The organism is Helicobacter cappadocius, from assembly GCF_030688855.1.
In the GTDB taxonomy this organism is placed as follows: domain Bacteria; phylum Campylobacterota; class Campylobacteria; order Campylobacterales; family Helicobacteraceae; genus Helicobacter_J; species Helicobacter_J cappadocius.
On record NZ_JAUYZK010000006.1, the window covers coordinates 26842 to 50658 of the forward strand.

A 23817-nucleotide genomic window follows, 5' to 3' on the forward strand; every position below is an offset into this window, starting at 1 on the left:
TAGAAATTTTGACCAATCAGACAATATTCATTTTAAAAATCTATATTTTATCCATCTAAGCACACTATATAAATGATAAATCACTCCTAATGGAAAAAATCGTAGCGACAAAAATCGAAGTTTGAGCATTTTTGGCATTTTAAAATTTTCGATGATATTATCAATCAAAATATAAATTTCAGATTCTATTCTACTATCGGGTATTTTTTGATTTTTGGCTATATAAATACTTAACAATAAATATCGGATATATTTTTTTAAAATAAGTACAAAAACTAAAGTTGGCATCTCCTTGTGATGAATCAAAAATTCATTCATATCTCTCATTCGCTCTAAGGGAACTGAAAAATTTATCAAATTGCTTGAAGAATTAGGATTGCTTTGTCGATAAAAATAATAAGGCTTTGTTGTATAAGAAATTTTTTTGGCTAAACACATTGTTTGTATAAAAAAAGGATTATCCACCCAAGATGCGCCCTTTGCCTCAACAAATCTAATATTATTTTCCATCAAAAACTCTCTTTTATACACCCCTGCCCAAATACTAGGATGATAAAAAAGCAATGAAGGAAATTCTTTTGTATCAAAAACTTCATTCGATGGGGTTATGTTTTGAGTCCATCGTGGCAAAACCATGTAACTATCTTTTTGTTTTGTTGAATCAAAATATTCATAATAAGCACATTTTACTATATCTAAATCAGCTCTTTGAGCTATTTTTATAAGATTTTCATACATTGATAAATCAATAAAATCATCAGGTTCTAAAATAGCTATATATTTTCCCAAAGCTTTATGGATTCCAATATTACAGCTATGGCCATAGCCTGAATTTTTTTTATCAACAACTTCGATTCTTGCATCCCTTCTAGCATATTCTAAAATTATAGACAGGGACTTATCAGTTGAACCATCATTGATACAAATAATCTGAATATTCTCAAGACTCTGGGAGATAACACAATCCAAACATTCCCTCAGATAATCTTCCACATTATAAATTGGAATAATCACACTCAAATCAATCATTTTATACCCATATGAACTATTTTTTGAACTAGATTCTTTATCCAAAATCTACGTTTAGAGCCTATAGGAAATAATATTTTTATCATAAAATTTTTGAACCCTTGTTTGAACTTAAACTTTAGGGTTTTTTGTTCCTGAAGATAGTCTTTTATCATTTTTCTGCGCTTACGCATCGCTTGTTTTTGAATAAAAAAATAAGAATCCCTTTCCCACCAAGAATTTCCATAATGATGAACCAAAACTGATCTCTCAGTAAGATCTTCTAAAATTGGAGTTTTACCATAAGAAATAGCTGAAAAATAATCTTTGGGATAGATTTTCACCCTATTGGCAATAATAGGATCTTTAAAACCAAAAATATAACCTTTTGTTTGCGTAAAACTTCCATTGTCCAAAAAATATAAAGCTGTGATTTTTGGTCCTATAAGAAGCTCTTTACGAGCTAAATAGATTTTTCCCAAGTTTTCATAAATTTCACACATAAAATTAGAAATTGCGGAATTAGGTTTGCTCGCCATAGAATGACTCGTATAACCTCCTTTTTCGTTTGATTCTATTCCAATAATAGCATCATATTCTTCTGAGATACTAAGCTTATCAAGCAAAATATCTAATGCTTCCTTATTTATAATCTCTATATCTCCATCTAAATAAATCCCTCCATATTCTCTTAAAACCCACCACCTAAAATAATCACTCAAAAAAACCCCATCTTGAAGTTCAACCATCGCTTTTACATAAGGATTGATATCCAAAGGAAGATTATTTGCATTCCAATGTCTAAATTCATAGCCTTCAAGTTTTTCTTGCCAGTTTTGAAAATACTCTAAATAAATATCCTTCTCTCCACCAAAGCCGAAAAATATTCTATGGACAACTTTTAAAGACATTTTGAATCCAAATTTTTTTGCTCCAATACAGCTTTCATTTTTTCTATCATCTGTGTGGCACATTTTTTCCAACTAAACTTTTTGGCTTGTTTGATCCCTTTCAAAGATAACTCCTTGGCAAAAGCAGAGTCAAAATAGATTTTTTTAAAAGCATCTTGCAATGCCAAATCATCACTTGGGGAAATAAGCACTCCCCCATCTCCAACAACCTCAGGAATAGAGGTAGCATTAGAAGCTATCAATGGTGTCCCACAAGACATCGCCTCAAGTGCTGGTAATCCAAATCCCTCATATGTGGAAAGATATACGCTACATAAACTATGTGAATATAAATTTGCAAGATCTTTATCATCAACATAACCTGCACGAATAATTTTATTTCCATACTCCCCTAAGTCTTGAATTTTGTCTTGTAGTGTTTTGATAAACTCCTTCCAATGTGCACCACTAAGAACAAAAACAACATCATTAATTTGATATGTTTGAACAAATCTTATGAAATTTTCCACTGCAAATAACAGATTTTTTCTAGGCTCAATAGAACAAAGGCTAAAAATATATTGTTGGTCTTGTGGGATATGATATTTTTCTTTGATGAGTCGATTTTTTTTCTCATCTTTATTGGGATAAAAATTTTCATTCGCTCCTAGATAAGTCACTGTGATCTTATTGGCATCAATACTAGAGCAGTATTTGATAAAATCTTTTCTGGTATAAACTGAGTTGGCAAAATAATAATCATTTGGATTTATAGAATCAAATAGCTCACAAAACCAATCATTTTTTTTGAGAGTATAGTGTTTTTGACCTAGTATAGGAATCACATCATGCAATAGGGTAAATTTAATCACTTTGTCATTATTGTGGAAAAAACTAGGGATTTTCTCCATAGGAGAAAAAAATACATATTGTTCATTTTTAGATAAATTAGACTTATCGAAAATACAAAACATTCTTTTGAGTATCAATAACACTAAAGTAAAAAGCTTAGCAAAAAAGATTTCTATGATGTTTTTGGGCAAAAATCGCATACGCAACCAAAACCCATAAGAGACCCATTGCGTGAGCTTAGAATATTTGAATACATTCTTAATATCTCTAAAATTCTCATCATATTGAGAATATTTTTTTATCGCATAAAATGCCTTGACATCAGAATAAAGCAATACTTCTATATCTTTATTTCGCGACATTTCTAAAAATAAATTATAAGCACTAAAAAAAATTCCTGTTCTAGTCATATTTTTGTTCTGGATATTTCCCAACACCCTCCCATCAAAAATAATCTTCATCATTGGCAACTATCTCTTCTGTGAGAAATGCCTAAAAATATTCCCAAAAGAGCGAAAAATGTATAATTTGTGTTTGAGAAACTGATTATCGAATCAAAAAACATACTGATCCAAAAGCCTACTAAGAATAAAATGCCAGAAGATACTAAAAGTTTCTCATATAGATTATTTGTTCTATGTAAAAATAAAATAAAGCTTCTAAAAATCGCAAAAAAAATAGCTATGATGAGCAAAAATCCAACTATGCCCAACTCAAATAAAAACGATAAAATCATATTGTGCATATGAGTATAATACCCTGCATTAGTATATTTATCTCTAGGATAAAAATAATCCATCGAATCTGGCTTGATAATATTAGAAAGGTTTTTATTAAAAAATCTTGAATAAAAACCATTAGGAATTAAGGGGTTTTTCATAATCGCCACATAAGCACTCTTCCACAAGCTTAAGCGATTCAAAGAGTTTGATTCAAAACTAAATCTTTCATCTAGCTTGTCTCCGCTCAATTTTGAACAATTGTAATCCGAATCTTCTTTGAAGCAATTTTTATCAAATCGACCCATCTGTGCAGGAGCATAACTCCAAACAGTCCCTATATGACTAAATATTTTTTTAAAATTAAAACGTTCGCCAAAATATGTACTACTAAAATACCCTCCTAATAGCACTAAAAACATACTTAGAGAAATAGCCACAGAAATCTTTTTGTTTATTTCATTTCTAAACAAAACCATCATTGCAAAAACCATCACCACAACACACAAAATCAAAGCACGTGTTCCATTGGCATACATAGCAAACAAGCTCACACACAACAATAAGCAAGAGAAAATTTTGAATCTACCTTTAAGATAAATTATCATTGAAACACAAAGAGCAAAGCTAAGAAGCAAAAATAAGCTATAAGGAATAATAGAAACATCTCCAAAGCCTACAACTCGATCTGAATTTATCGTAAAATAATGATAAATCGTAGCAAAAGGTTGCGAAAGAATAGCTACACTAAAGAAGAAGGAAAATAAATAGAAGGCTTTTTGTTCTAAATTTTTCACTAAAACATAAAAAAATAACATCAAAAAGAAAGGTAGAATCAAAAAAATTTCGATCTTATCTAATGTGCCAAATTTATCTGCAGAAAAATAAACCGAAAGCAAAGCCATAAAAAGAACACCTATATAACTCAAAATGCCAAACCAAATGACCGAAATATCTTTTAAAAAAATTCCAAAACAAAAACGATGATGACATAAATAAATAATCATTGCTAAAAAAACAAAAAATGCCCCGAATCGAAAAGAGACCACTCCAAGCAAGAAATAGGCAAGAGTGGCTAAAAATGAAATTGCAAAAAAATAATTTTTCTGTAATAATGAAACTGAGTTGTGAAAAAATCGCTTTAAGAACATATCATCGGCCAAAATAAGAAAATCGCTTCTTAACCCCATAATAGGCATAATTAACGAAATAATACAGACTTTTGAAAAAATCGATTTTTTCTATTTGGCGATAAACCTGCCATTGACGTTTGCAAGATTTTAATTTATCATAGGTATCGCTACCCTTTCGAATGCGAACAGAAGCTAGAAAAATTATATTAGCAATGGGGGGGGGGGTGAAGGATTTGTGTTTTTTGAGAATTTTTAACCAAATTTCATAATCATGTCGTATGCTTCCACTATGTATTTTGCCTAGAATATGGCTGTCATAAATAGCTGTTGAATTTCCTATATCACAAGTTTTGAGCGTATCTACATAATCAACAGCATTTCTTGGCATAAAAGATCCGAGTTTATTGTTTTGCTCATCAATTACAAGATAAGGGGTGTGTGAAAATACAATATTTTTGGAGAGCATAAATTCTATTTGAATCTTAAGTTTATCTCTATGCCACACATCATCTGAATCCAAAAAAGCAATAAACCTCCCTTTTGCCTTTTCTAAAGCAATGTTTCTGGCCTTAGAAACGCCAACATTTTCTTGAAGCAAAACACAAAAAACTCTACTATCTTTTTTGACAAACTCTTGAATAATATCTGCACTTCCATCATTTGAAGCATCATCTACAATCAAACATTCAAAATCTTCAAAACTTTGAGAAATTACCGAATCGATCGCGTAACCTATAAAATCAGAGGTATTATAACTAGGAATAATAACCGAAACTAATGGCATTAAATGACCTTTTGAAATTTTTGTGTTAGATATTGTTATTTGTCATTACTATGTAGTTATTATACCCTATTTTCTTTTCAAGATAACCTCAAACAAATCCAGAGCCTTCAACACGGCTTGATCTATATCATAATATTGATATTCTCCAAGCCTACCAACAAAATAAACATCTTTTAATTGCTTAGCTTTTTTTAAATATCTCTCATATAATTTTCTATTTTTATCATTGGGAACTGGATAAAATCTCTCCATACCTCTTTGGTAATTTCTGGGATATTCAAACCCAACGATCGTTTGCGGATTCTTTTGATCTAAAAAATATTTATATTCAATGATTCTAGTAAAATCATAATTATTAGGATAATTTACAACGGAATTGGTTTGGAAGTATTCTTTTGCGAATTTTCTGATATCAAATTCCAAACTCCTATAAGGTAATTCTCCATAACAATAATCAAAATACTCATCAATGCCCCCACTATAAAACACTCTGTCATATCCAATATCAGACATATTTTTAAAATCCTGATTCAAGAGTAATTTAATCAAAGGATTATCAATCATTTTTTCACACATCTTGGTATATCCATCTATGGGAATACCTTGAAATATATCTTTAAAATATCTGTTATCTTTTCCTATACATACAGGAACCCTACTCATCACAGATGCGTCAAGTTCCTCTGGTTGACACTGCCATTGTTTCAATGTGTAGTGATAAAAAACATTTTGATAGATAAAATCACTCAAAAATTTTAACTCTCTAACCTTAGAGAGTTCTAAAATAGATACCTTACTCTCATAAGGATAGAGTTTAAGAAGCTGTCTTTCTAGTTTTTTATACAAACTTTTAGGGAATAAGATAGCTAATGAGTTTAAATTAAAAGGAATCGGAGCAAAATGACCATTTATAAAAGCTTTTACTTCATGCATATAAGGATAAAATCTAGAAAATGAATTTAGATATTCCCATACCCTATAAGAGTTTGTATGGAAAATATGTGCTCCATATTTATGCACCAAAATCCCTTCACTTTCGTAATCATACAGATTTCCACCAATATGATCTCTCCTGTCAATAATCAACACTTCTTCATTGAGTTGATTAGCCAATCGCTCTGCTAAAACCAGACCTGATATTCCTGCACCAACAACAAGATTTCTCATCATTATCCTAAAATCATCGCACCAACAACACCAAATATCATTAAAGGGATATTATAAGCAATAAAAGTTGGCACACAAGTATCCCAAATATGATTATGCTGACCATCAACATTCAAACCTGAAGTAGGTCCCATGGTGCTAGATGAAGCCGGAGAACCTGCATCCCCCAATGCTCCTGCGATACCCAAAAGTAATATCGTAGCACTCATCCCAAACCCCAACTCCACACACAAGGGACAATAAAAGGCTGCGATAACAGGAATAGTCCCAAATGAAGTCCCAATGCCCAAAGTTACCAAAAGCCCTATAACTAGCATCAAAACAGCTCCTCCAAGCTTTCCTCCAACCATATTTGCCGTAGCACTCACAAGATCGCCTATCGCCCCACTCTCTTTGAGAACTTCTCCAAAACCAGCGGCGATAAGCATTACAAAAGCGATGAAAGCCATCATCTTCATCCCTTCATCAATCACCATATCCATTTCATTCCATTTAATAACCTTCCCCACAAGCATCACGATAAGCCCAACAAATGCACCGAGCGGAAGAGAACCTGTATATATCTGCACTCCAAAGGCAATGATAGCCCCCACCATCGTAAAATAATCCGAAATTCCCAAATGGGCATTTTGCAGTTTAACTTCTTCTTTAGCAAAAATCTCTTCTCTATATTCTCTGGGCTTTCTATACAAAATGAGTATCGCGACCACAAGCCCTACCAACATGCTCAATCCACCTATCCACATCACACTAGCAATATCTGAAAGAGAGACTTGCATACCATTTTGAATCATTTGATCTCGTAAAATAGTATGAAAAATAAGTCCAAATCCTACTGGTATGCAAATATAAGGTGCTTCAAGTCCAAAAGTAAGAGCACAAGCTATAGCTCTTCTGTCAATTTTGAGTTTATTCATTATTCCTATCAAAGGAGGAATTAAAATGGGTATAAAAGCAATATGGACAGGAATAAGATTTTGAGAGAAACAAGCAATAAAAGCAATAAAAAAACACAAAAACAAAGCTCTTCCGTTGATAAGTTTGGTCATTTTAAAAATCAAAACTTTTGTGAGATTTCCTCGTGCTATCGCTACAGCTAGAGCACCTAGCAGAATATAGCTCAATGCGGTCTCAAGATTTCCCTTCATTCCAGCTATCATAATATCAATAGTCTCAATCACTCCCATACCTGATACAAGTCCAGCAACTATGGAAGCACTAATAATAGAGAGCAAAACATTCATACGAAATAAGCACAAAATACTCATCACAAATACAGCGACTACGACCGGATTAAATAAAATCAAATATCCCTTCCTCTAATCACAAAATCTTTTTAAAATATCTGCATACGCATCAATACGTCTATCTCGCAAAAAAGGCCATATCCGACGAACTTCTTCGCATCTATCCATATCAATTTCAACACTTAAGATTTCATCATTTTCAACGCTTCCAAGAGCAAGTAACTCCCCTTGAGCCCCAAATGCAAAACTAGAACCCCAAAACCTAATTCCAGCTAGAGTTCCGCTAGAATCCTTTTCAAATCCAGTCCGATTTACAGATACTACCGGCAGAGAATTCGCAACGCTATGACCTCTTTGTACTGCAATCCAAGCATCTCTTTGACGTTCTTTTTCTCTTTCATCATCTCCATCAAACCAACCAATAGCAGTGGGATAAATCAATATCTCTGCTCCTTTGAGTGCCATAATCCTAGCAGCTTCAGGATACCACTGATCCCAACATATTAGCACCCCAAGTCTTCCAACACTTGTATTGATAGGTTCAAAGCCCAAATCTCCGGGCGTAAAATAAAACTTTTCATAAAAACCTGGATCGTCAGGAATGTGCATTTTTCGGTATTTTCCTGCTATGCTGCCATCTTTTTCAAACACAACTGCTGTGTTGTGATACAATCCACTACTACGTTTTTCAAAGAGCGAAGTCACTAAGACAACTCCACATTCTCTAGCAATCTTTGCAAAAAATTCCATATCATCGACATAGTCACGAGCATAATCGAACAAACCAACATCTTCAGTTTGACAAAAATACTCCCTAGAGTGCAATTCTTGTAATAAAATAAGTTGAGAACCTTGTGCAGAAGCGTCCTCTATCATTTTTCGAGTGTGCTCAATAGTAGCAATTCTATTGCCTTTAAAGCTATGCTGCAAAGCAGCGATTTTTAATTTTCTCATTTATTCTTCTTCATATTCTTCATCTGCATTTTGATAGTCATCATCATCATACCCATTATAAGAGGGAACTTCATCTTCATCATCACAATCTTGATATTCATCATCAAAGCCTTCATCTTCTATTTCATCATCTTCATACATTTTATAGGTATATGTCTCTAACATTACTTTCTCCTACTCAAAATATCTCTAATCACTTCACTGCCTATTTGCAAACCAAAACTTCCTGTCACTGCACTAAAACTACCTAAAGGCTTACATCTAGGATTTTCAGGACTAAATATTACCTTAAAATCTCCAGAAAAATTCTCTTTTTTTAGTAAATCTCTAAATTTTCTAGCAAATTTATCCCCATAGCTTTTCCAAACACTATCTACTTTTATCTCTAAAGGATTGAGTTTTTTTGCACTGCCCGTAGAGCTAATATAAGTTCCATATGGCATTTTTGAACATTTCTTTGCTAATAGTACCTTTGCAGGAATATCATCAATCGCATCAATAACATAATCATATTCTCTCACATCAAAATCATCTAAAAAATCCATATCTACAAGTTTTTTAATAGGAGTGATTCCTGGATAAATTTCAGCTAAAACTTCAACCTTATCTTCTCCAACCTTATGTGATCCAATCTGCCTATTTTGATTTGTAATATCAAAAGAATCTTTATCTACAATAGAAATATGACCTATCCCTGTGCGATAAAGACAATCTAATGCAAATCCACCCACGCCCCCTATACCAAAAATAATCACTCTCTTATCTGTAAAAAGTTCAAAATCTTCTCCAAACAAAAACCTTGTTCGTGTAAATCTATCTTCCATTGTCTTTTCCATCATTTTTTTTCATTATTCTATCATAAGCTATGTTCTTAAGATACCATTAATCAAGGATTTATTTGTGAAAAATCATCTCCTCATAAAAATATTAGTGTCACCGATTTTCATACTGACTCTAAGTTATGCATCAAAAGAAGTTGAAGTTAAAGACTACTTTGGCGTTCAAAAGATTTCACAACCTATCAATAGAGTTATTTATCTAGGAAGTTTTGCAGAAGTTCCTGCAATGCTTGGAGACTGGGATAAAGTCGTCGGAATGGCTTCTTATGGATTCAAAAGTGATATTGTCAAGCTCACTGCCAAAAATCTAAAAAACATCAAAGAACTCAGTGATGACCACTATGCTGCCCTGAATATAGAAAAACTCAAAAGTTTATCCCCTGATCTCATTATCACTTATGTGGGAAACCCTCAGGCAATAGAGTTTGCAAAAAAATTTGGTATTGAATTCCTTTCTTTTCAAGACAAAACCGTTCAAAATGTGATAGATGATATTTCTATTCAAGCAAAAGTGCTAGGGGAGGAAGTATCATCAAAACCAAAAATAGCTAAAATGCAAGAAATACTCGATTTTATTCGTAATAAAACCCAAAATATCTCTGAAAAAAAACGCGTGATCGAAATCTTTCACCAGCCTAATGAAATCAGCGGTAAAAATAGCTTAGATTCAGATATTCTAGCAAAGGCTGGGGTGGAGAATATAGGACTAAAATATATCAAAAATACTCGAGCACAAATCAGTTTGGAAAAAATTGTTTCTGAAAACCCTGATATTATTTTTATATGGTGGCTCAGCCCTTATAGTCCAAAAGACATTATAAACAATCCGCAATTTCAAACTATCAATGCAGTCAAAAATAAACAAGTCTATAAACTCCCTCCTATTGACATAGGAGGACCTAGAACGCCTCTTATTTCTTTGTTTATAGCTCTGAAAGCTTATCCAGAAGCATTTAAAACTACAAATATTAACAAAATATTGATTGATTATTACCAAAGCATCTTTAATCTCAAGCCTTCAGAAGTAAATGCTTTTTTGTGGAAATAATACAAAGAGATCAAAAAAAATATCCATACTATTATTCATCGCAAATATTGAGTGCAAACTTGCCAATAAAATAATAAGTGCAAGAGTATGGATCGCCTCTTTTTGAGAAATACCTCTTCCAAATTCTTATTTCAAAAAACTACAAAAGAATTTTAGAAAATAATATGCTAAAATTAATTTTCTTAATAATTATGATCAATCATTGTTGGGCTAGTGCTTGTGGATTTTTTGGTGGAGATTTAATAAAAATCCCATCAATTTAAAAATTGAAACAAAGGATATTATTGCAGATTTAACCATAAATAATAAGGGATTTTACTGCGGAAATATCAACTACCAAATTCTATCGAATAAAAATATCGATCTTTATATAATGATTATGAAAAAATATTTCAGCTTCAATGATATTAATTTATTCTTTATATTCAAAACAATCCTTAAAACTGAATCACAAGTATATCTTCTTATCTCCTATTCTATCCTATTTATACCCTTATGCTGGATATTGTTTCTCATCAACATAGTTGCCCAATATAAGAATTCAAAAAAGAGAAGAGAAAAAGAAGAATCTAGCATAACTTCACATTAAGAAGAATCTCCATAAAGTTAAAGCCCCTAAAAATATCTTCAAGAATGCTTGGGAAAATACTACAAAACAAAGCAAGGATAAATTAGATGAATTTGCACACAAGGTGGTGTGGGAGTAGAAAAAAAAGGGGGGGGGTTAGAGATGAAATCTCCATTAAAAATCCGAATAATTATGCGATAATTCTAAAAATATAACTCTTGGAGGTATTATGAGAAAGTATTCTAAAATATTTTTGTTTATCTTCCTTTTGGTATCTCTGATATCTCAAGCACAGGCAAGAAAAAGAGATGCTTTTGAAATCTATGGGGATATCTTTCAGTTTTTGCCTCTAGCTGCGGCAGTTTATACCCTTACACAAAAAGATTATGAAGGATTAGCTCAACTTGCCATAGGATCAGGAAGTGTTCTAGCAACTACATTTGCTATCAAATACAGCTTTGTGGGTATTTCTAGAAATCACCCCAATTGGGCAAAAATCAGTCAAAGACCAGACAATAAGGACTCTTATGAAGGTTTCCCATCAGGACACACTTCGTTTGCATTTTCAGCTGCAGGTTTCATGCAAAGACGTTATGGTTGGCAATGGGGAGTTCCCACGACAGTTTTAGCAACTTTGGTGGGAATTTCTAGAATCACATCAAAAAGGCACTCTGTCACTCAAGTTATTGCTGGAGCAATACTTGGATATGGAGTTTCTTTTCTAGTCTCAAGCAAATTAGATAAAAACATAAACATAGATGTAGATGTGGGTGATCAAGAGATTTCAAGAGGAGTGTATCAAAATACATATGGATTATCTGTGAGCTATCGATTCTAAAGTTTTATTTCAAAATCCTTGGCAATGTGATTCCTTTTTGACCTTGATATTTTCCTTGTTTGTCTTTATAGGTAACTTCACAGGCCTCATCTCCTTGCAAAAATAACACTTGTGCGATGCCCTCATTAGCATATATTTTTGCTGGCAATGGCGTTGTGTTAGATATTTCTATAGTAATATGTCCTTCAAACTCTGGCTCAAAAGGTGTTACATTTACAATAATTCCACATCTTGCATAAGTGCTCTTTCCTAAACAGATCGCAAGAGTATCTTTTGGCATTCTGAAATATTCCATTGTCCTAGCAAGAGCAAAAGAATTTGCAGGTATAACGCAAAATCCATCTTCTGAAGCATCGACTTCTATCACATTGCTTTGATGAAAATCTTTTGGATCCACAATCGTTGCACCAATATTTGTAAAAATCATAAACTCGCTTCCAACCCTAATATCATATCCATAACTACTAAGCCCAAAACTTACGACATTTTTGCCCATCTGCTTTTCACAAAAAGGATCTATCATTTTATGCTTGAGACTCATTTCTTTTATCCATTTGTCAGATTTTAAGCCCATAAACACTCTCCTTTATATTTAAATTAAACTTATGGTATTATACCAAAGACAAAAAACAACCCTCAAAAAGTTAGGGATTTTAAAATTCAAACAAAAAGGATAGGTGCATTATGAATCTTGCAGAACTAAAAAAACTCATCGAAATGTTTGATAATTCAGACATTGCTAGGCTCTCTTTAAAACAGAGTGATTTTGAAATAAAATTAGACAAGCAACCTGGCTATATCCAATCAACTCCGATTGTTAATACCCAAATCATACCTTCAGAATCTTCTATTCCAACACAAACAATCTCTTCTACTCCTGTCTCTAGCTCAGGGAGTGAAAAAGGGGATTTCATTACTTCTCCTATGGTTGGAACTTTCTATAGATGTCCTTCTCCAGATTCTGCACCATATATCAATGTAGGTGATACTGTAAAAAAAGGTCAGACTATAGGGATTATTGAAGCAATGAAAATTATGAACGAAATTGAAGCGGAATACGATTGCAAAATAATTGCCATAGAGGTGAATGATTCCCAGCCTGTAGAGTTTGGAAGCAGACTTATCAAAGTAGAGAAAATCTAGCACTATGAAACAAGTAGAAAAAAAATCACTCCAAAGAATCCTCATAGCTAATCGAGGAGAAATAGCCCTAAGAGCTATACGTACTATTCAAGAAATGGGCAAGGAAGCTATAGCGGTGTATTCAACCGCCGATAAAGATACGCATTATCTAGATATTGCAGATGCAAAGGTTTGTATTGGAGGACCAAAATCTTCTGAAAGCTACCTGAATGTTCCTGCAATTATGAGCGTAGCAGAACTATTTGATGCAGATGCGATTTTTCCTGGATATGGATTTTTGAGCGAAAATCAAAATTTTGTAGAAATTTGTTCTCATCACGGAATAGAATTTATAGGACCTAGCTCTGAAGTGATGATAATGATGAGTGACAAATCCAAAGCAAAAGATGTGATGAAAGAAGCTGGAGTTCCTGTCATACTAGGAAGTGATGGTGCACTCAAAAGTTACAAAGAAGCTGAAAAAGTAGCTGAAGAAATCGGTTATCCGGTCATTATCAAAGCTGCTGCAGGTGGTGGTGGCAGAGGCATGAGAGTGGTTGAAGATCCAAAACTTCTAAAAAACCTCTACTTGGCAGCTGAAAGCGAAGCACTCAGTGCTTTTGGGGATGGCACAATCTATATGGAAAAATTCATTCGCAATCCTAAGCATATTGAAGTTCAAATACTAGCAGACAAGCACGGAAATGTTATCCACATAGGAGAGAGAGACTGTTCAGCACAACGAAGACAACAAAAGCTCATCGAAGAAACCCCAGCTAGTGTTCTTACCCCTGAAGTTAGAAAGGCCTTACTAGAAACTGCTGTAAAAGCAGCAAAATACATCGGTTATGTGGGTGCAGGGACTTTTGAGTTTCTTTTAGATGCAAATTATAGAGATTTTTACTTTATGGAAATGAACACAAGACTTCAAGTTGAACATACAATCAGTGAAATGGTCAGTGGTCTAGACATGGTAGAATGGATGATAAGAATTGCAGAGGGAGAAACTCTCCCAAACCAAGAAGAAATTACCTTTAAGGGTCATTCTATCGAATGCCGAATCACTGCTGAAGATCCTGAAAAATTCTATCCTTGTCCAGGAAAAATCACTAAATGGGTAGCACCTGGTGGAGCAAATGTGAGAATTGATACACACGCTTATGCTGGATATGTTGTACCTATGTTTTACGACTCAATGATTGGAAAATTAATCGTGTGGGGAGAAGATAGAACCCGTGCTATAGCAAAGATGAAAAGGGCTTTACGAGAATTTTGTATTGAAGGAATCAAAACCACTATTCCTTTTCATCTTAAAATGATGGATAATGCCGATTTTAAACATTCAAAAATACATACCAAGTATTTAGAACAAAATATGGAATAACAAGTGCTTATCACTTATAAAATAAGCCAAAGGACTGGTAATGAAGATCACTCCGCACAATACTAGTATTAATGATAAGACTTCCACTAATCAAAGCCTAAGCAAACGTTTGGAAAGCCAAAATAATTCCCCAATAGGTTCCAAAGCAAAGCCTTTGGCAAAAAATGAGGATTCTGTTGTTATCAATGAAAATGAATTGTCAAAATCCACAAAAGAAATCAACAACACCATTGGAGCATTACAAATAGCTATAAAAGGTATGAACAAAATCAGCCAAGACGCCGAAACATTGCTCAAAAACTCTAAAGAAATTCATTCAAAAAACTCTCAGGTGTCTCAAACTGCTTTGAAGGAATCTGAAAATATCAAATCAGATATTTCAAAAATTTTTGATACTTCAACCTTTGGTGGAGAAAATGTATTCTCAAAAAAATACAGCCTAATAGAACCAAAAATAAAGTTTCAAGCCAATTCTATCAATCCTGATAGAATTGAAATAAAAAACACTAAAAATCTAGCAGATTTTATCAAAGATCTCAATCTACAAAAAAAATACGCTAAAGAGGCAATCGAAACATTGAGCGATAAAGTCGGAAATGTTCTTCCAGCAACTGATGAAAAATATGAAGCCCTTGATAAAAATGCTCTAAACAAAGATCAATTCAAGGCTTCACACAACACAGAAGGAATCACTTTAGAACGTTTAACAAAGTTGCTTGGCTAATGAACCCATATAGCACTCAATTTATCGAAGATGATGATATACAAGCCGTTATAAATGCCTTACAAGGACACTCTCTCACTCAAGGTAATCTCACACATGAATTTGAACAAAAAATTGCTGATTTTATAGGAGTAAAATATGCTCTTGCATTCAACTCCGCTACAAGTGCATTATACGCTAGCTACAAAGCTATCAACTTAGATGAAAATCACCGTGCAATTACATCACCTATTAGTTTTGTTGCCACTGCCAATATGATGTTAGAATGTGATTCTAAGCCAATATTTTGCGATGTAAAAGCAAATGGAAATATAGATGAAAAATCCATAAAGTCATATATCAGCAATGAAACAAAAGCGGTTGTAAGTGTTGATTATGGTGGAAATAGTGTAGAAGCTGATGAAATACAAAAAATTTGCAAAGAAAATAATCTCGTATTTATTTCAGATAGTTCTCATGCCTTTGGAAGTCGATATAAAAATCAAAAAGTAGGCACACTTGCAGATATAACTATTTTTAGCTTTCACGCAATCAAACCTATCACTACAGCAGAAGGCGGAATGCTAGTAACCAATGATTCTCAAATTTACGAAAAAGCCAAACTCATTAGATCTCATGGAATGATCAAAAAAGAGCTATGGAATTGTGATGTTAAAAGTAGTGGTTTTAACTTTCGTATGACTGAACTTCAAGCAGCACTTGGAATGTCCCAACTTAATAAAATTGATAGATTTTTGAACATCCGCGAAGAAATTGCAAAATTTTACGACAAAGCATTTGAAGGAAATCCTTATTTTTTTACCCTTCATCAACATATCAAATATTTTAGCACAAATCATCTCTATCCCATCATCCTTGCTCCAGAATTTTGGTGTTCAAAAGAGGATATTTTCAAATCCCTACAAAAAGAAGGACTTGGGGTGCAGGTGCATTATAAACCCATCAATGAGTTTAGTTTATATAAAGATATTTTAGGAGAAACTAATCTCTATAATGCAAGAGATTTTTATCGTGCAGAGATTTCCATTCCCTGTCATCAAAAAATGAATCTTGAAGATGCAAGAGTGAGTGCTGAAAAAATCTTGAGTGTATTTGAAAAATTCAAAGTCCCATCACACTAAAAAGGAATAATTTTTGCTAGATATTCCAAAACAACTTGGAGTTCTAGCGTGGAAATCAATTCACAATTACCGCAAACATCATTATACAATCTATTCAATGCACAAAAAGAACAAAATGAGACTGCACAAACTCAAACAACCCCCACAGAACCTATAAAAAAAATATCTTCGCCTATCAAAGAAGATAATACCCCTACAGATTCTCAATCAAAGCAAAGAGAAACCTATGGTCTTCTTGTGCTTGAACTGATGAGCAATGATGAATACAATGCCTTCAAAAGAGCGACTGCTGGAATGAGTGAGGGAGATAAGATGTTAGCTGCTCAATCCTTGTATAGTTTGACAAATTTTTACAATGGAAAATACAATCCCGAACTACAACAAAACACAAAAATAAGTACCAATCCTTATGAAAAAAATGCACAAAAAGCATTTGGCATACAAACTCAAAACCTCAACAGTTTTTTAGAAAGATACAAAAATGCCTACCAAAGCTCTAATGAATTTGATATCATGCTTTGATTATTGACTTTTTAGGTGTTTTCTCTTATAATTACGAGCTTTTGTCAAGGTAGCTCAGCTGGTTTAGAGCGCTGGTCTCATAAGCCGGAGGTCGGGAGTTCAAGTCTCCCTCTTGACACCAAATCTTCATTTTTTAATTATCTTCCCCTCAAATAACTTTAGAATTATTCGCTTTGTATCCAAAAAATATTAGCAATAATGTCAGACACACAAATAATACCAATGGTACATTCCAAGAATGTGCCAAATCATAGACAAAGCCAAGCAAAATAGGTCCAATAGCAGCTATTAAATACCCCAAAGACTGTGCCATACCAGACAATCTAGCTACCTTTTGAGGATGTGAAGCTTTTGTGGAGACAAACAAAAGAGCGATTCCGAACATCCCCCCCATGGGAAAAGCCAGAAAAATCGTTGCAATAACCATTGACCATAATCCATCACAAAAAAACAAAACACCAAAAGCAAATGCATACATCAAGCACAAAAAACCTGTCAAAAGATGTTTATGCTTATTTCTAATTCTAGCCACCATCATCGGAGCAAATAAAGCAACAGGCATCGAGCATATTTGATATAAAAGTGTCATATTTGAAGCAAAATGAATATCAAACCCTTTATCCATCAAAATAGAAGGAAACCAAGCAATGACACTATAAAAAACAAGTGATTGTGTTCCCATAAAAAATGTTATCCACCAACTTGTAGCATATTTATAAATAGGAACAGAGGCACTAGAGTGTGTTTTATTATTTTTATACCTTCTTCTGCCACCCAACTGTGGTATCCACAAAATAACTGCAATAAGTGCAACAATCGACCAAACCGCTAGAGTATTTTTCCATCCCAAATTAAGAGAAAGTGCTAATGGCACAGAGATTCCCGCTCCAATAGCTGCAGAGATGACCAAAACCAAAGAATAAATAGACATAATTTTTCCAAAAGTCTTAGGAAATCCTGATTTGATAATGCTAGGAAGCAAAACATTAGCAACTGCAATCCCTACCCCCATAATAGAAGTCCCAACAAAAAGTCCCACTTCTCCAAAATACGATCGTATTATTTCTCCCAAAAATATCAATAACAACCCATAAAACATGGTAGTAATATATCGAAATCTCGCAACGATTGGAGAAAATATAGCAAAAGCCAAAAGAGGTAGAGTTGTAATAAACCCTGCAAGAGAGCTTGATAGATGGTACTGTTCTTTTATGAGTTCTATAATTGGACCTACGCCCGTGATAGGTCCTCGTAAATTCAAAGTAATCAAAATGATGCCCAATAAAATGAACAACTCTATCTGTTTTTTGCTATGCATTTATAACTCCAAAATTAAAAAATGAATTATTTTATCAGAATAGATTTAATTCTAAAGTTTATTTTCATAATCTCATATCGCTTTTATCAACAAATACTCCACATTTCTGACATTTTAAGAAATATAGGAATTTAAAAATCATATCGAAGTTCAATATAATAACTCCTACCTGGTGCTGGGATATAGCTCGCAGGAATAAATGAATCAGAACTAAGTGCTAAATGGTAGTCAAAATATTGCGTATTAAATAAGTTCTGCACCCCCGCATCAAATCTAAAATGCTTGAAAGAATAATTCAATCCTAAATTGTTCAAAATGTAAGCATCTACTTTTGAATAACTATTATCAACAGAAGGTCCGTAAAAGGCATTATTGAACATCACGCTCAAAAGTTGATTATCACTCTTGACAACATCAAAAGCAAGATTTAAGGTAAATTTATAATCCTGCACTAAAGGAATATGTTTGCCCTTATTGATACCTTTTAATATTTCATTATATATATAAGAAATAGATTCATTTAGATGAAAGCGATCGCTAAATAAGTCTTGATAAGCTACGATTTCAAGTCCTAGTCGTTGTGTTTGATCTAAGTTGTTGTATTGCCAATTTGATCCATGCTCAATTTGATTATAATAAATCTCATCTGAAGTAAGGGTATAATAAAGCGTTGCTTGAAGATAGCTAAAACTATATTCGTCCCTATAGCCTAACTCAAAAGTATCATAGTTTTCTGGCTTCAACCCATTATAGCTAAGTCCATTTTTGGGATCTGAATTCATCATTTGATTAGGAGAAGGCGTGATGAAGCCTCTTTCGTATTTTAAATACACATTTCCAGTATCAGAATATTTAAAATTTGGAGTGAGTTCTAGTGCATAATTATTTCGATTAGTATCCACCGTAAAGTGAGGCGAAGATCCACTTTTGATACTCTTGCTAAGAGGGCCACTTGCTTGTGTATTTTTATCATCATATAAGTCATAAAGACTATTTTCATATCTTGCTCCTCCACTCAGCTCAAACCAATTCGTAAATTCATATTTATCAAACACATAAATAGCATTTGCAATTTTACTAGCTTCCAGATCGGTTTGCCAAGCGTGATCTAAGGCAGTTGTTGGTGTAAAATCCATAGCTTTAGGTGCAGGTTTTGAAGCACTCATAGCAGCTACTATTTTATCAAGAACAAATTTGGGCATTTTAACTACGTAATGGTTGTTTGATTTTCTACTTGTATTTTGATAAAGAATATCATATCCCAATATCAAAGTATTTTTATTTGCACTATATTTGAGTTTCAGATTGCCTCCAGCTCCCTGATTAAAAAATCTACTCCCACTCTCATCAAATGGCACAGTAGAACCTCTTTGGGTTACACTGGTGATTTCATATGGGTAAGCAGTATTATTCATCTGATAAAATCCTAGCAAATCAAAGTCCCATTTATCAGATAATTTTGCTTTATAATTCAACGAGGTGTTCACAAAATTATTCTCAGAAGTGATTCTTCCTTTCCCTGCACTTCTTCTATTTGCTTTGAGTTCAGCAAGGCTGATGCCAGGTGATGTGTTTTGTTTGGAATAAGAATAGCCCACATTAACATCCAAAGATTGGTTCTGATTAAATGAATATAAAGCCTCGCCATTAAGGTAATAATTAAACAAACTATCGCCTATTCTATAGCCATTAGTATTAGCAACACTCGCATCTGCTTTTAAAAATAAATGTCCTATATTTTTACCTACAGAAAGATCAGCTCTACCAAAAAGACCATCACTCACCTCATAACTTCCACCTTTTAAATTAATATTGACAGAATCTTTTTTATTGGACTTAGTAACAATATTCACAACTCCGCCCCTAGTGCCATTTCCATAAACTACTGCCCCACCACCAGGAATAATTTCTATGGACTGCACATCTTCGAGATTGATTTCACTCAAAGGTGTAATACCATGACTTGAATCCAAAAGGTTAATAGGGACACGATTTACTAAAACCTTTACAGCTTGATTTGCACTCCCTCCTTGTCCTCTCAAATCTATGTTACCTCCAAATCCATTGTTTGAAAAAGTAATCAAAGGAGACATCTTCAATGCATCATCTAAAGTCTGATAACCTTTATTTGTCAAAGTATTCTTATCTATTAGTACAACATTTCTTGCTTCATCTTTAAGAGCCATATCAAATCCAGTAGCTGAAGTGATAATCTTATTGAGTGTAGTACTAGATTCATTTTCTGCATTTAACCAAGTATAAAACAGCAAAACAACAAAGAGAATTTTATATATTTTCATCATTTATCCTTAATTTTAGTAATTGTTATCATTATATTTTATATAAACTTATAAATTGTTTAATAGAAACTTTTAATTAAATTAAATAATATATTTGATTTTTTATGCGATTTATTTGTATTAATATGATGAATAAATATAAATAGTAGTGAAAAATATTCACTTTTTTGAAATCAAACATAACCTTAAGAAGATATTAAAAACCTAATCACAATTGACATGGTCTAATACAATATATCAACTCTAGCATTAAAGAATAATAGGCTAGAAACAAATAATTTAATAACTGAAATAAGGCTTTATTTATATTCATATTTGTATTTATATATAATTATTGATCGCATCAAATAAAATGTTGTCACCATTTTATTGTTTCGTTCTAAAAATCTTGTGAGATTTCGATAGAATATTTTTAGAATAAATAAATCTTTCAGTGCATTTTTTGTACAATCGGACATAAATTCTATCCATAAGGATTCTGATGGACTACAAAGACACCCTTATACTCCCGCAAACAGATTTTCCAATGAGAGGAAATCTACCTGTTAATGAGCCCTTGCGATATAAAAAATGGCAAGAAAACCAAGTCTATAACACAAAAATGAAAAAAAATCGCTCTAAAGCAAAAGAGAGTAACCAAAACTTCAATCTTCATGATGGCCCTCCTTATGCAAATGGACATCTGCATATCGGACATGCTCTAAATAAAATTCTAAAAGATATCATCATAAAATATCATTATTTTCAAGGGTATAGTGTTCGCTATACACCCGGATGGGATTGTCATGGACTTCCTATCGAACAGCAGGTAGAAAAAAAAATCGGTAAAGAAAAAAAAGATACTCTCCCTAAACAAAAGATTCGAGAACTTTGCAGAGCACACGCTAGTGAGTTTATTGCTATACAAAGTCAAGAGTTTCAACAACTAGGAATTTTAGGAGATTTTGAAAACCCTTATAAAACGATGGATTTTAGGTTTGAGAGCGATATTTACAAAGTCTTATGCGAAGTGGCTAAAAATGGATTACTTTGCGAACGCAGTAAGCCCATCTATTGGAGTTGGGCTTGTGAAACTGCACTTGCGGATGCAGAGGTAGAGTATAAAGACAAGGAATCTGATTCTGTTTTCGTAGCTTTTAGTCTTAAAGATGATGCATTAAGGGCTTTGGGGATAGATAATGCCTCTATTGTGATTTGGACAACAACCCCTTGGACGCTTCCTGCTAATGCCGGGATTGCATTAAAACCAGGGGAGAGTTATGTTTTAACCAAAAAAGGCTATATCGTTGCCAAAGAACTTCACAACAAGCTCTATAAAAATCAAATCATAGATGAAGAAATATCAAAAGAATTCCTCGCTGATACTCTTGAAGGGCTTAAAGCTATCAATCCTCTAAATGGAAGGGATTCTCTGATTATATTAGGCGATCATGTGAGCATGAATGATGGAACTGGAGCTGTTCATAATGCTCCTGCACACGGCGAAGATGACTATCATGTAGGATTAAAATACAATCTACCTATCATTATGGCTGTAGATGACAAAGGTTGCTTTAATGAAGTCATACTCAAGGAAAAAATTCTTCCTGAAGAATTTGTCGGTATACATATCTTTAAAGCACAAGAGAAGATCATTAAAATGCTAGGAAATGCTCTTTTAAAACATAGCAAAATCACTCACTCCTATCCACATTGTTGGCGATCTCACGAACCTGTTATTTATAGGGCAACAACTCAATGGTTCATCTCAATGGACAAGCCCTTTAAAGATGGAAAAACACTGCGAGAAGTGGCTTTAGAAGCGATTGATGAGACCAAATTTTATCCACAAAGCGGAAAAAATAGAATCAGGACAATGGTGCAAAATCGCCCAGATTGGTGCATTTCCAGACAGAGGGATTGGGGAGTACCTATCGCATTTTTTAGAGATAAGAAAAGCGGTGAAGTTATCTTTGATACAGAAGTTTTGGAACATTTAAGTGATATTTTTGAAAAAGAAGGTTGTGATGCTTGGTGGAGCAAGGAAATAAAAGAACTGTTGCCAACTTCTTGGGCACATAGGGCTGATAATCTTGAAAAAGGGAAACATATCTTAGATGTATGGTTTGATAGTGGTAGCACTTGGAGTGCTGTACTCAAAAATACAAAAAATAATCCCAAATATGATGCGGGAGATTATCCTGCTGATGTTTATTTGGAGGGAAGTGATCAGCATAGAGGCTGGTTTCAAAGCTCACTTCTTTTAAGCTGTGCACTCAATGGAAAAGCTCCTTTTAAATCTGTCGTGACACATGGATTTACAGTGGATGAAAATGGCGAAAAAATGAGTAAATCTAAGGGCAATGTAATCGGCCTAGACTCAATCCTCAAAGAGTATGGAAGTGATATTTTGAGGCTTTGGGTGGCGATGAATGACTATCAAAGCGATCTCACTGTATCGGTGAATTTTTTCAAACAAATCGCTGAACAATACCGAAAAATACGAAATACCATTAGATTCCTACTCGCAAATATAGATGGGCTTGAATCACTTGTAGAATATAATAATCTTGGCGAAATTGATCGCTGGATAGTTAAGAAAGCTGATGAAATATTTTCCCAAGTTCAAGCTTCTTTTGATGAATATGAGTTTGTAAAAGGCTTGAGTTTGTTGATGGGATTTTTGACCAATGAACTCAGTGGAATTTATTTAGATCTATGCAAAGATAGTCTATATTGCGATGCGAAGAACTCTCCTGAGCGTCAAGCTCATCAAAGTGCTATGACCATTATCACAAGAAACTTGCTTCATCTTTTAGCACCTATTTTGACCTATAGTGTTGATGAAGTTTTGGAATTTGCTCCAAAAGTTCTAAAAGGTGATATTAACGATGTCTTTGATTTAGAAAAACTCGATCTAAAAAAATCATTTAATTTAGAGCTTAAAACTGATTTTGAGGAACTTTTGAAAATCCGCGAAGGATTTGGAGAGGCTGTTGATGGACTTAAAAAAGATAAAATTATCAAATCATCCCTGGAACTTTGCATCCAAACAAAAAACAATGTGTTTAAAGAACTTGACAAATGGCTCATTATAAGCGAAGTGAAAAATGAGGATAAAAAAGATGAACCACTCAAAAGTTTTAAAATATCTAATAATGGAATTGAAAAAACATTTTTGATATTCAAAACCTCAAAACACAAATGCCCAAGATGTTGGAGATATCTCTGCAAAAGTGAAGAAGAACTTTGTGTAAGATGCCAAGAGGTATGTAAAGGTGCAGTATAGATTTGGAGCAT

The 23817-nt window shown here is 33.5% G+C and carries 21 protein-coding genes and 1 tRNA gene; 9 read left to right on the top strand and 13 right to left on the bottom strand.

The genetic code is table 11. The features are described 5' to 3' along the window. Positions 1-27 precede the first annotated feature (27 nt). The 10 genes from Q5I06_RS05000 to Q5I06_RS05045 all read right to left on the bottom strand — a co-directional run bounded on the left by Q5I06_RS05000 (position 28) and on the right by Q5I06_RS05045 (position 9578). Positions 28-1029, bottom strand: coding sequence for a glycosyltransferase (locus Q5I06_RS05000; protein ID WP_305517051.1), 1002 nt, complete (start codon positions 1027-1029; stop codon positions 28-30). Next, the gene (locus Q5I06_RS05005) at positions 1026-1919 is read right to left on the bottom strand and encodes a glycosyltransferase family 32 protein (protein WP_305517052.1); all 894 of its coding nucleotides are present in this window, start codon (positions 1917-1919) and stop codon (positions 1026-1028) included. Before Q5I06_RS05005 ends, Q5I06_RS05000 begins: the two co-directional genes overlap by 4 nt. Next, positions 1910-3214: a glycosyltransferase family 4 protein gene (locus Q5I06_RS05010; RefSeq protein WP_305517053.1), complete on the bottom strand. Its 1305-nt coding sequence runs from the start codon at positions 3212-3214 to the stop codon at positions 1910-1912. Before Q5I06_RS05010 ends, Q5I06_RS05005 begins: the two co-directional genes overlap by 10 nt. After that, complete coding sequence (locus Q5I06_RS05015) at positions 3211-4659, bottom strand: O-antigen ligase family protein (RefSeq protein ID WP_305517054.1); 1449 nt, start codon at positions 4657-4659, stop codon at positions 3211-3213. Before Q5I06_RS05015 ends, Q5I06_RS05010 begins: the two co-directional genes overlap by 4 nt. After that, entirely contained in the window at positions 4622-5386 is a 765-nt protein-coding gene (locus Q5I06_RS05020; RefSeq protein ID WP_305517055.1) for a glycosyltransferase family 2 protein, read from the bottom strand. The genes Q5I06_RS05015 and Q5I06_RS05020 overlap by 38 nt, the downstream gene beginning before the upstream one ends. Before the next feature lie 66 nt (positions 5387-5452). Continuing rightward, positions 5453-6553, bottom strand: a complete 1101-nt coding sequence (glf, locus tag Q5I06_RS05025) for a UDP-galactopyranose mutase (RefSeq protein ID WP_305517056.1) — start codon at positions 6551-6553, stop codon at positions 5453-5455. Positions 6554-6555: 2 nt separating this feature from the next. After that, positions 6556-7860: a Na+/H+ antiporter family protein gene (locus Q5I06_RS05030; protein WP_305517057.1), complete on the bottom strand. Its 1305-nt coding sequence runs from the start codon at positions 7858-7860 to the stop codon at positions 6556-6558. 12 nt (positions 7861-7872) lie between these two features. Further along, complete coding sequence (locus Q5I06_RS05035) at positions 7873-8754, bottom strand: carbon-nitrogen hydrolase (protein ID WP_305517058.1); 882 nt, start codon at positions 8752-8754, stop codon at positions 7873-7875. Next, entirely contained in the window at positions 8755-8919 is a 165-nt protein-coding gene (locus tag Q5I06_RS05040) for a hypothetical protein (protein WP_305517059.1), read from the bottom strand. It lies immediately after the preceding gene. Then, positions 8919-9578 carry a ThiF family adenylyltransferase gene (locus Q5I06_RS05045; protein ID WP_370692174.1) on the bottom strand — a complete coding sequence of 220 codons (660 nt, stop codon included), beginning with the start codon at positions 9576-9578 and terminating at the stop codon, positions 8919-8921. The genes Q5I06_RS05040 and Q5I06_RS05045 overlap by 1 nt, the downstream gene beginning before the upstream one ends. 94 nt (positions 9579-9672) lie before the next feature. Here Q5I06_RS05045 and Q5I06_RS05050 point away from each other — a divergent pair, with 94 nt between their 5' ends. Together Q5I06_RS05050 and Q5I06_RS05055 are read left to right on the top strand one after the other, a co-directional pair. Continuing rightward, positions 9673-10641 (top strand): ABC transporter substrate-binding protein, encoded by a 969-nt coding sequence (locus Q5I06_RS05050; protein ID WP_305517127.1) that lies wholly within the window; start codon positions 9673-9675, stop codon positions 10639-10641. A gap of 797 nt (positions 10642-11438) precedes the next feature. Further along, positions 11439-12047 carry a phosphatase PAP2 family protein gene (locus tag Q5I06_RS05055; RefSeq protein WP_305517060.1) on the top strand — a complete coding sequence of 203 codons (609 nt, stop codon included), beginning with the start codon at positions 11439-11441 and terminating at the stop codon, positions 12045-12047. A 4-nt stretch (positions 12048-12051) separates the two neighbouring features. Here the strand turns inward: Q5I06_RS05055 and dcd are convergent, their stop codons facing one another. Next, complete coding sequence (dcd, locus tag Q5I06_RS05060) at positions 12052-12621, bottom strand: dCTP deaminase (protein WP_305517061.1); 570 nt, start codon at positions 12619-12621, stop codon at positions 12052-12054. Positions 12622-12731: 110 nt separating this feature from the next. Here dcd and accB point away from each other — a divergent pair, with 110 nt between their 5' ends. The 6 genes from accB to Q5I06_RS05090 all read left to right on the top strand — a co-directional run bounded on the left by accB (position 12732) and on the right by Q5I06_RS05090 (position 17041). After that, positions 12732-13190 carry an acetyl-CoA carboxylase biotin carboxyl carrier protein gene (gene accB / locus Q5I06_RS05065; RefSeq protein WP_305517062.1) on the top strand — a complete coding sequence of 153 codons (459 nt, stop codon included), beginning with the start codon at positions 12732-12734 and terminating at the stop codon, positions 13188-13190. Positions 13191-13194: 4 nt separating this feature from the next. Continuing rightward, positions 13195-14553: an acetyl-CoA carboxylase biotin carboxylase subunit gene (locus Q5I06_RS05070; protein ID WP_305517063.1), complete on the top strand. Its 1359-nt coding sequence runs from the start codon at positions 13195-13197 to the stop codon at positions 14551-14553. A gap of 40 nt (positions 14554-14593) precedes the next feature. After that, on the top strand, positions 14594-15277 hold the full coding sequence (locus tag Q5I06_RS05075; RefSeq protein ID WP_305517064.1) for a hypothetical protein: 684 nt from the start codon (positions 14594-14596) through the stop codon (positions 15275-15277). Continuing rightward, the gene (pseC, locus tag Q5I06_RS05080) at positions 15277-16398 is read left to right on the top strand and encodes a UDP-4-amino-4,6-dideoxy-N-acetyl-beta-L-altrosamine transaminase (RefSeq protein ID WP_305517065.1); all 1122 of its coding nucleotides are present in this window, start codon (positions 15277-15279) and stop codon (positions 16396-16398) included. The genes Q5I06_RS05075 and pseC overlap by 1 nt, the downstream gene beginning before the upstream one ends. Positions 16399-16446: 48 nt before the next feature. Then, positions 16447-16920, top strand: coding sequence for an HP1233 family protein (locus Q5I06_RS05085; protein WP_305517066.1), 474 nt, complete (start codon positions 16447-16449; stop codon positions 16918-16920). Between the two features lie 43 nt (positions 16921-16963). Further along, positions 16964-17041 (top strand) — tRNA-Met (locus Q5I06_RS05090). Between the two features lie 27 nt (positions 17042-17068). Here Q5I06_RS05090 and Q5I06_RS05095 read toward each other — a convergent pair. Further along, positions 17069-18238, bottom strand: coding sequence for a CynX/NimT family MFS transporter (locus Q5I06_RS05095; RefSeq protein WP_305517067.1), 1170 nt, complete (start codon positions 18236-18238; stop codon positions 17069-17071). Positions 18239-18369: 131 nt separating this feature from the next. Beyond that, positions 18370-20538, bottom strand: a complete 2169-nt coding sequence (locus Q5I06_RS05100) for a TonB-dependent receptor (protein WP_305517068.1) — start codon at positions 20536-20538, stop codon at positions 18370-18372. A 481-nt stretch (positions 20539-21019) separates the two neighbouring features. Here Q5I06_RS05100 and ileS point away from each other — a divergent pair, with 481 nt between their 5' ends. Next, the gene (gene ileS, locus Q5I06_RS05105; RefSeq protein ID WP_305517069.1) at positions 21020-23806 is read left to right on the top strand and encodes an isoleucine--tRNA ligase; all 2787 of its coding nucleotides are present in this window, start codon (positions 21020-21022) and stop codon (positions 23804-23806) included. The last annotated feature ends 11 nt before the right edge of the window (positions 23807-23817 follow it).

What these genes read in the sequence shown, in the direction of transcription:
- accB (WP_305517062.1), top strand. Translation starts at nt 12,732, where the DNA reads ATGAATCTTGCAGAACTAAAAAAACTCATCGAAATGTTTGATAATTCA.
- Q5I06_RS05040 (WP_305517059.1), bottom strand. Translation starts at nt 8,919, where the DNA reads ATGTTAGAGACATATACCTATAAAATGTATGAAGATGATGAAATAGAA.
- Q5I06_RS05020 (WP_305517055.1), bottom strand. Translation starts at nt 5,386, where the DNA reads ATGCCATTAGTTTCGGTTATTATTCCTAGTTATAATACCTCTGATTTT.
- Q5I06_RS05070 (WP_305517063.1), top strand. Translation starts at nt 13,195, where the DNA reads ATGAAACAAGTAGAAAAAAAATCACTCCAAAGAATCCTCATAGCTAAT.
- dcd (WP_305517061.1), bottom strand. Translation starts at nt 12,621, where the DNA reads ATGGGCTTAAAATCTGACAAATGGATAAAAGAAATGAGTCTCAAGCAT.
- Q5I06_RS05010 (WP_305517053.1), bottom strand. Translation starts at nt 3,214, where the DNA reads ATGATGAAGATTATTTTTGATGGGAGGGTGTTGGGAAATATCCAGAAC.
- Q5I06_RS05015 (WP_305517054.1), bottom strand. Translation starts at nt 4,659, where the DNA reads ATGGGGTTAAGAAGCGATTTTCTTATTTTGGCCGATGATATGTTCTTA.
- Q5I06_RS05005 (WP_305517052.1), bottom strand. Translation starts at nt 1,919, where the DNA reads ATGTCTTTAAAAGTTGTCCATAGAATATTTTTCGGCTTTGGTGGAGAG.
- Q5I06_RS05100 (WP_305517068.1), bottom strand. Translation starts at nt 20,538, where the DNA reads ATGAAAATATATAAAATTCTCTTTGTTGTTTTGCTGTTTTATACTTGG.
- Q5I06_RS05045 (WP_370692174.1), bottom strand. Translation starts at nt 9,578, where the DNA reads ATGGAAGATAGATTTACACGAACAAGGTTTTTGTTTGGAGAAGATTTT.
- glf (WP_305517056.1), bottom strand. Translation starts at nt 6,553, where the DNA reads ATGAGAAATCTTGTTGTTGGTGCAGGAATATCAGGTCTGGTTTTAGCA.
- Q5I06_RS05095 (WP_305517067.1), bottom strand. Translation starts at nt 18,238, where the DNA reads ATGCATAGCAAAAAACAGATAGAGTTGTTCATTTTATTGGGCATCATT.
- Q5I06_RS05055 (WP_305517060.1), top strand. Translation starts at nt 11,439, where the DNA reads ATGAGAAAGTATTCTAAAATATTTTTGTTTATCTTCCTTTTGGTATCT.
- pseC (WP_305517065.1), top strand. Translation starts at nt 15,277, where the DNA reads ATGAACCCATATAGCACTCAATTTATCGAAGATGATGATATACAAGCC.
- Q5I06_RS05000 (WP_305517051.1), bottom strand. Translation starts at nt 1,029, where the DNA reads ATGATTGATTTGAGTGTGATTATTCCAATTTATAATGTGGAAGATTAT.
- ileS (WP_305517069.1), top strand. Translation starts at nt 21,020, where the DNA reads ATGGACTACAAAGACACCCTTATACTCCCGCAAACAGATTTTCCAATG.
- Q5I06_RS05035 (WP_305517058.1), bottom strand. Translation starts at nt 8,754, where the DNA reads ATGAGAAAATTAAAAATCGCTGCTTTGCAGCATAGCTTTAAAGGCAAT.
- Q5I06_RS05075 (WP_305517064.1), top strand. Translation starts at nt 14,594, where the DNA reads ATGAAGATCACTCCGCACAATACTAGTATTAATGATAAGACTTCCACT.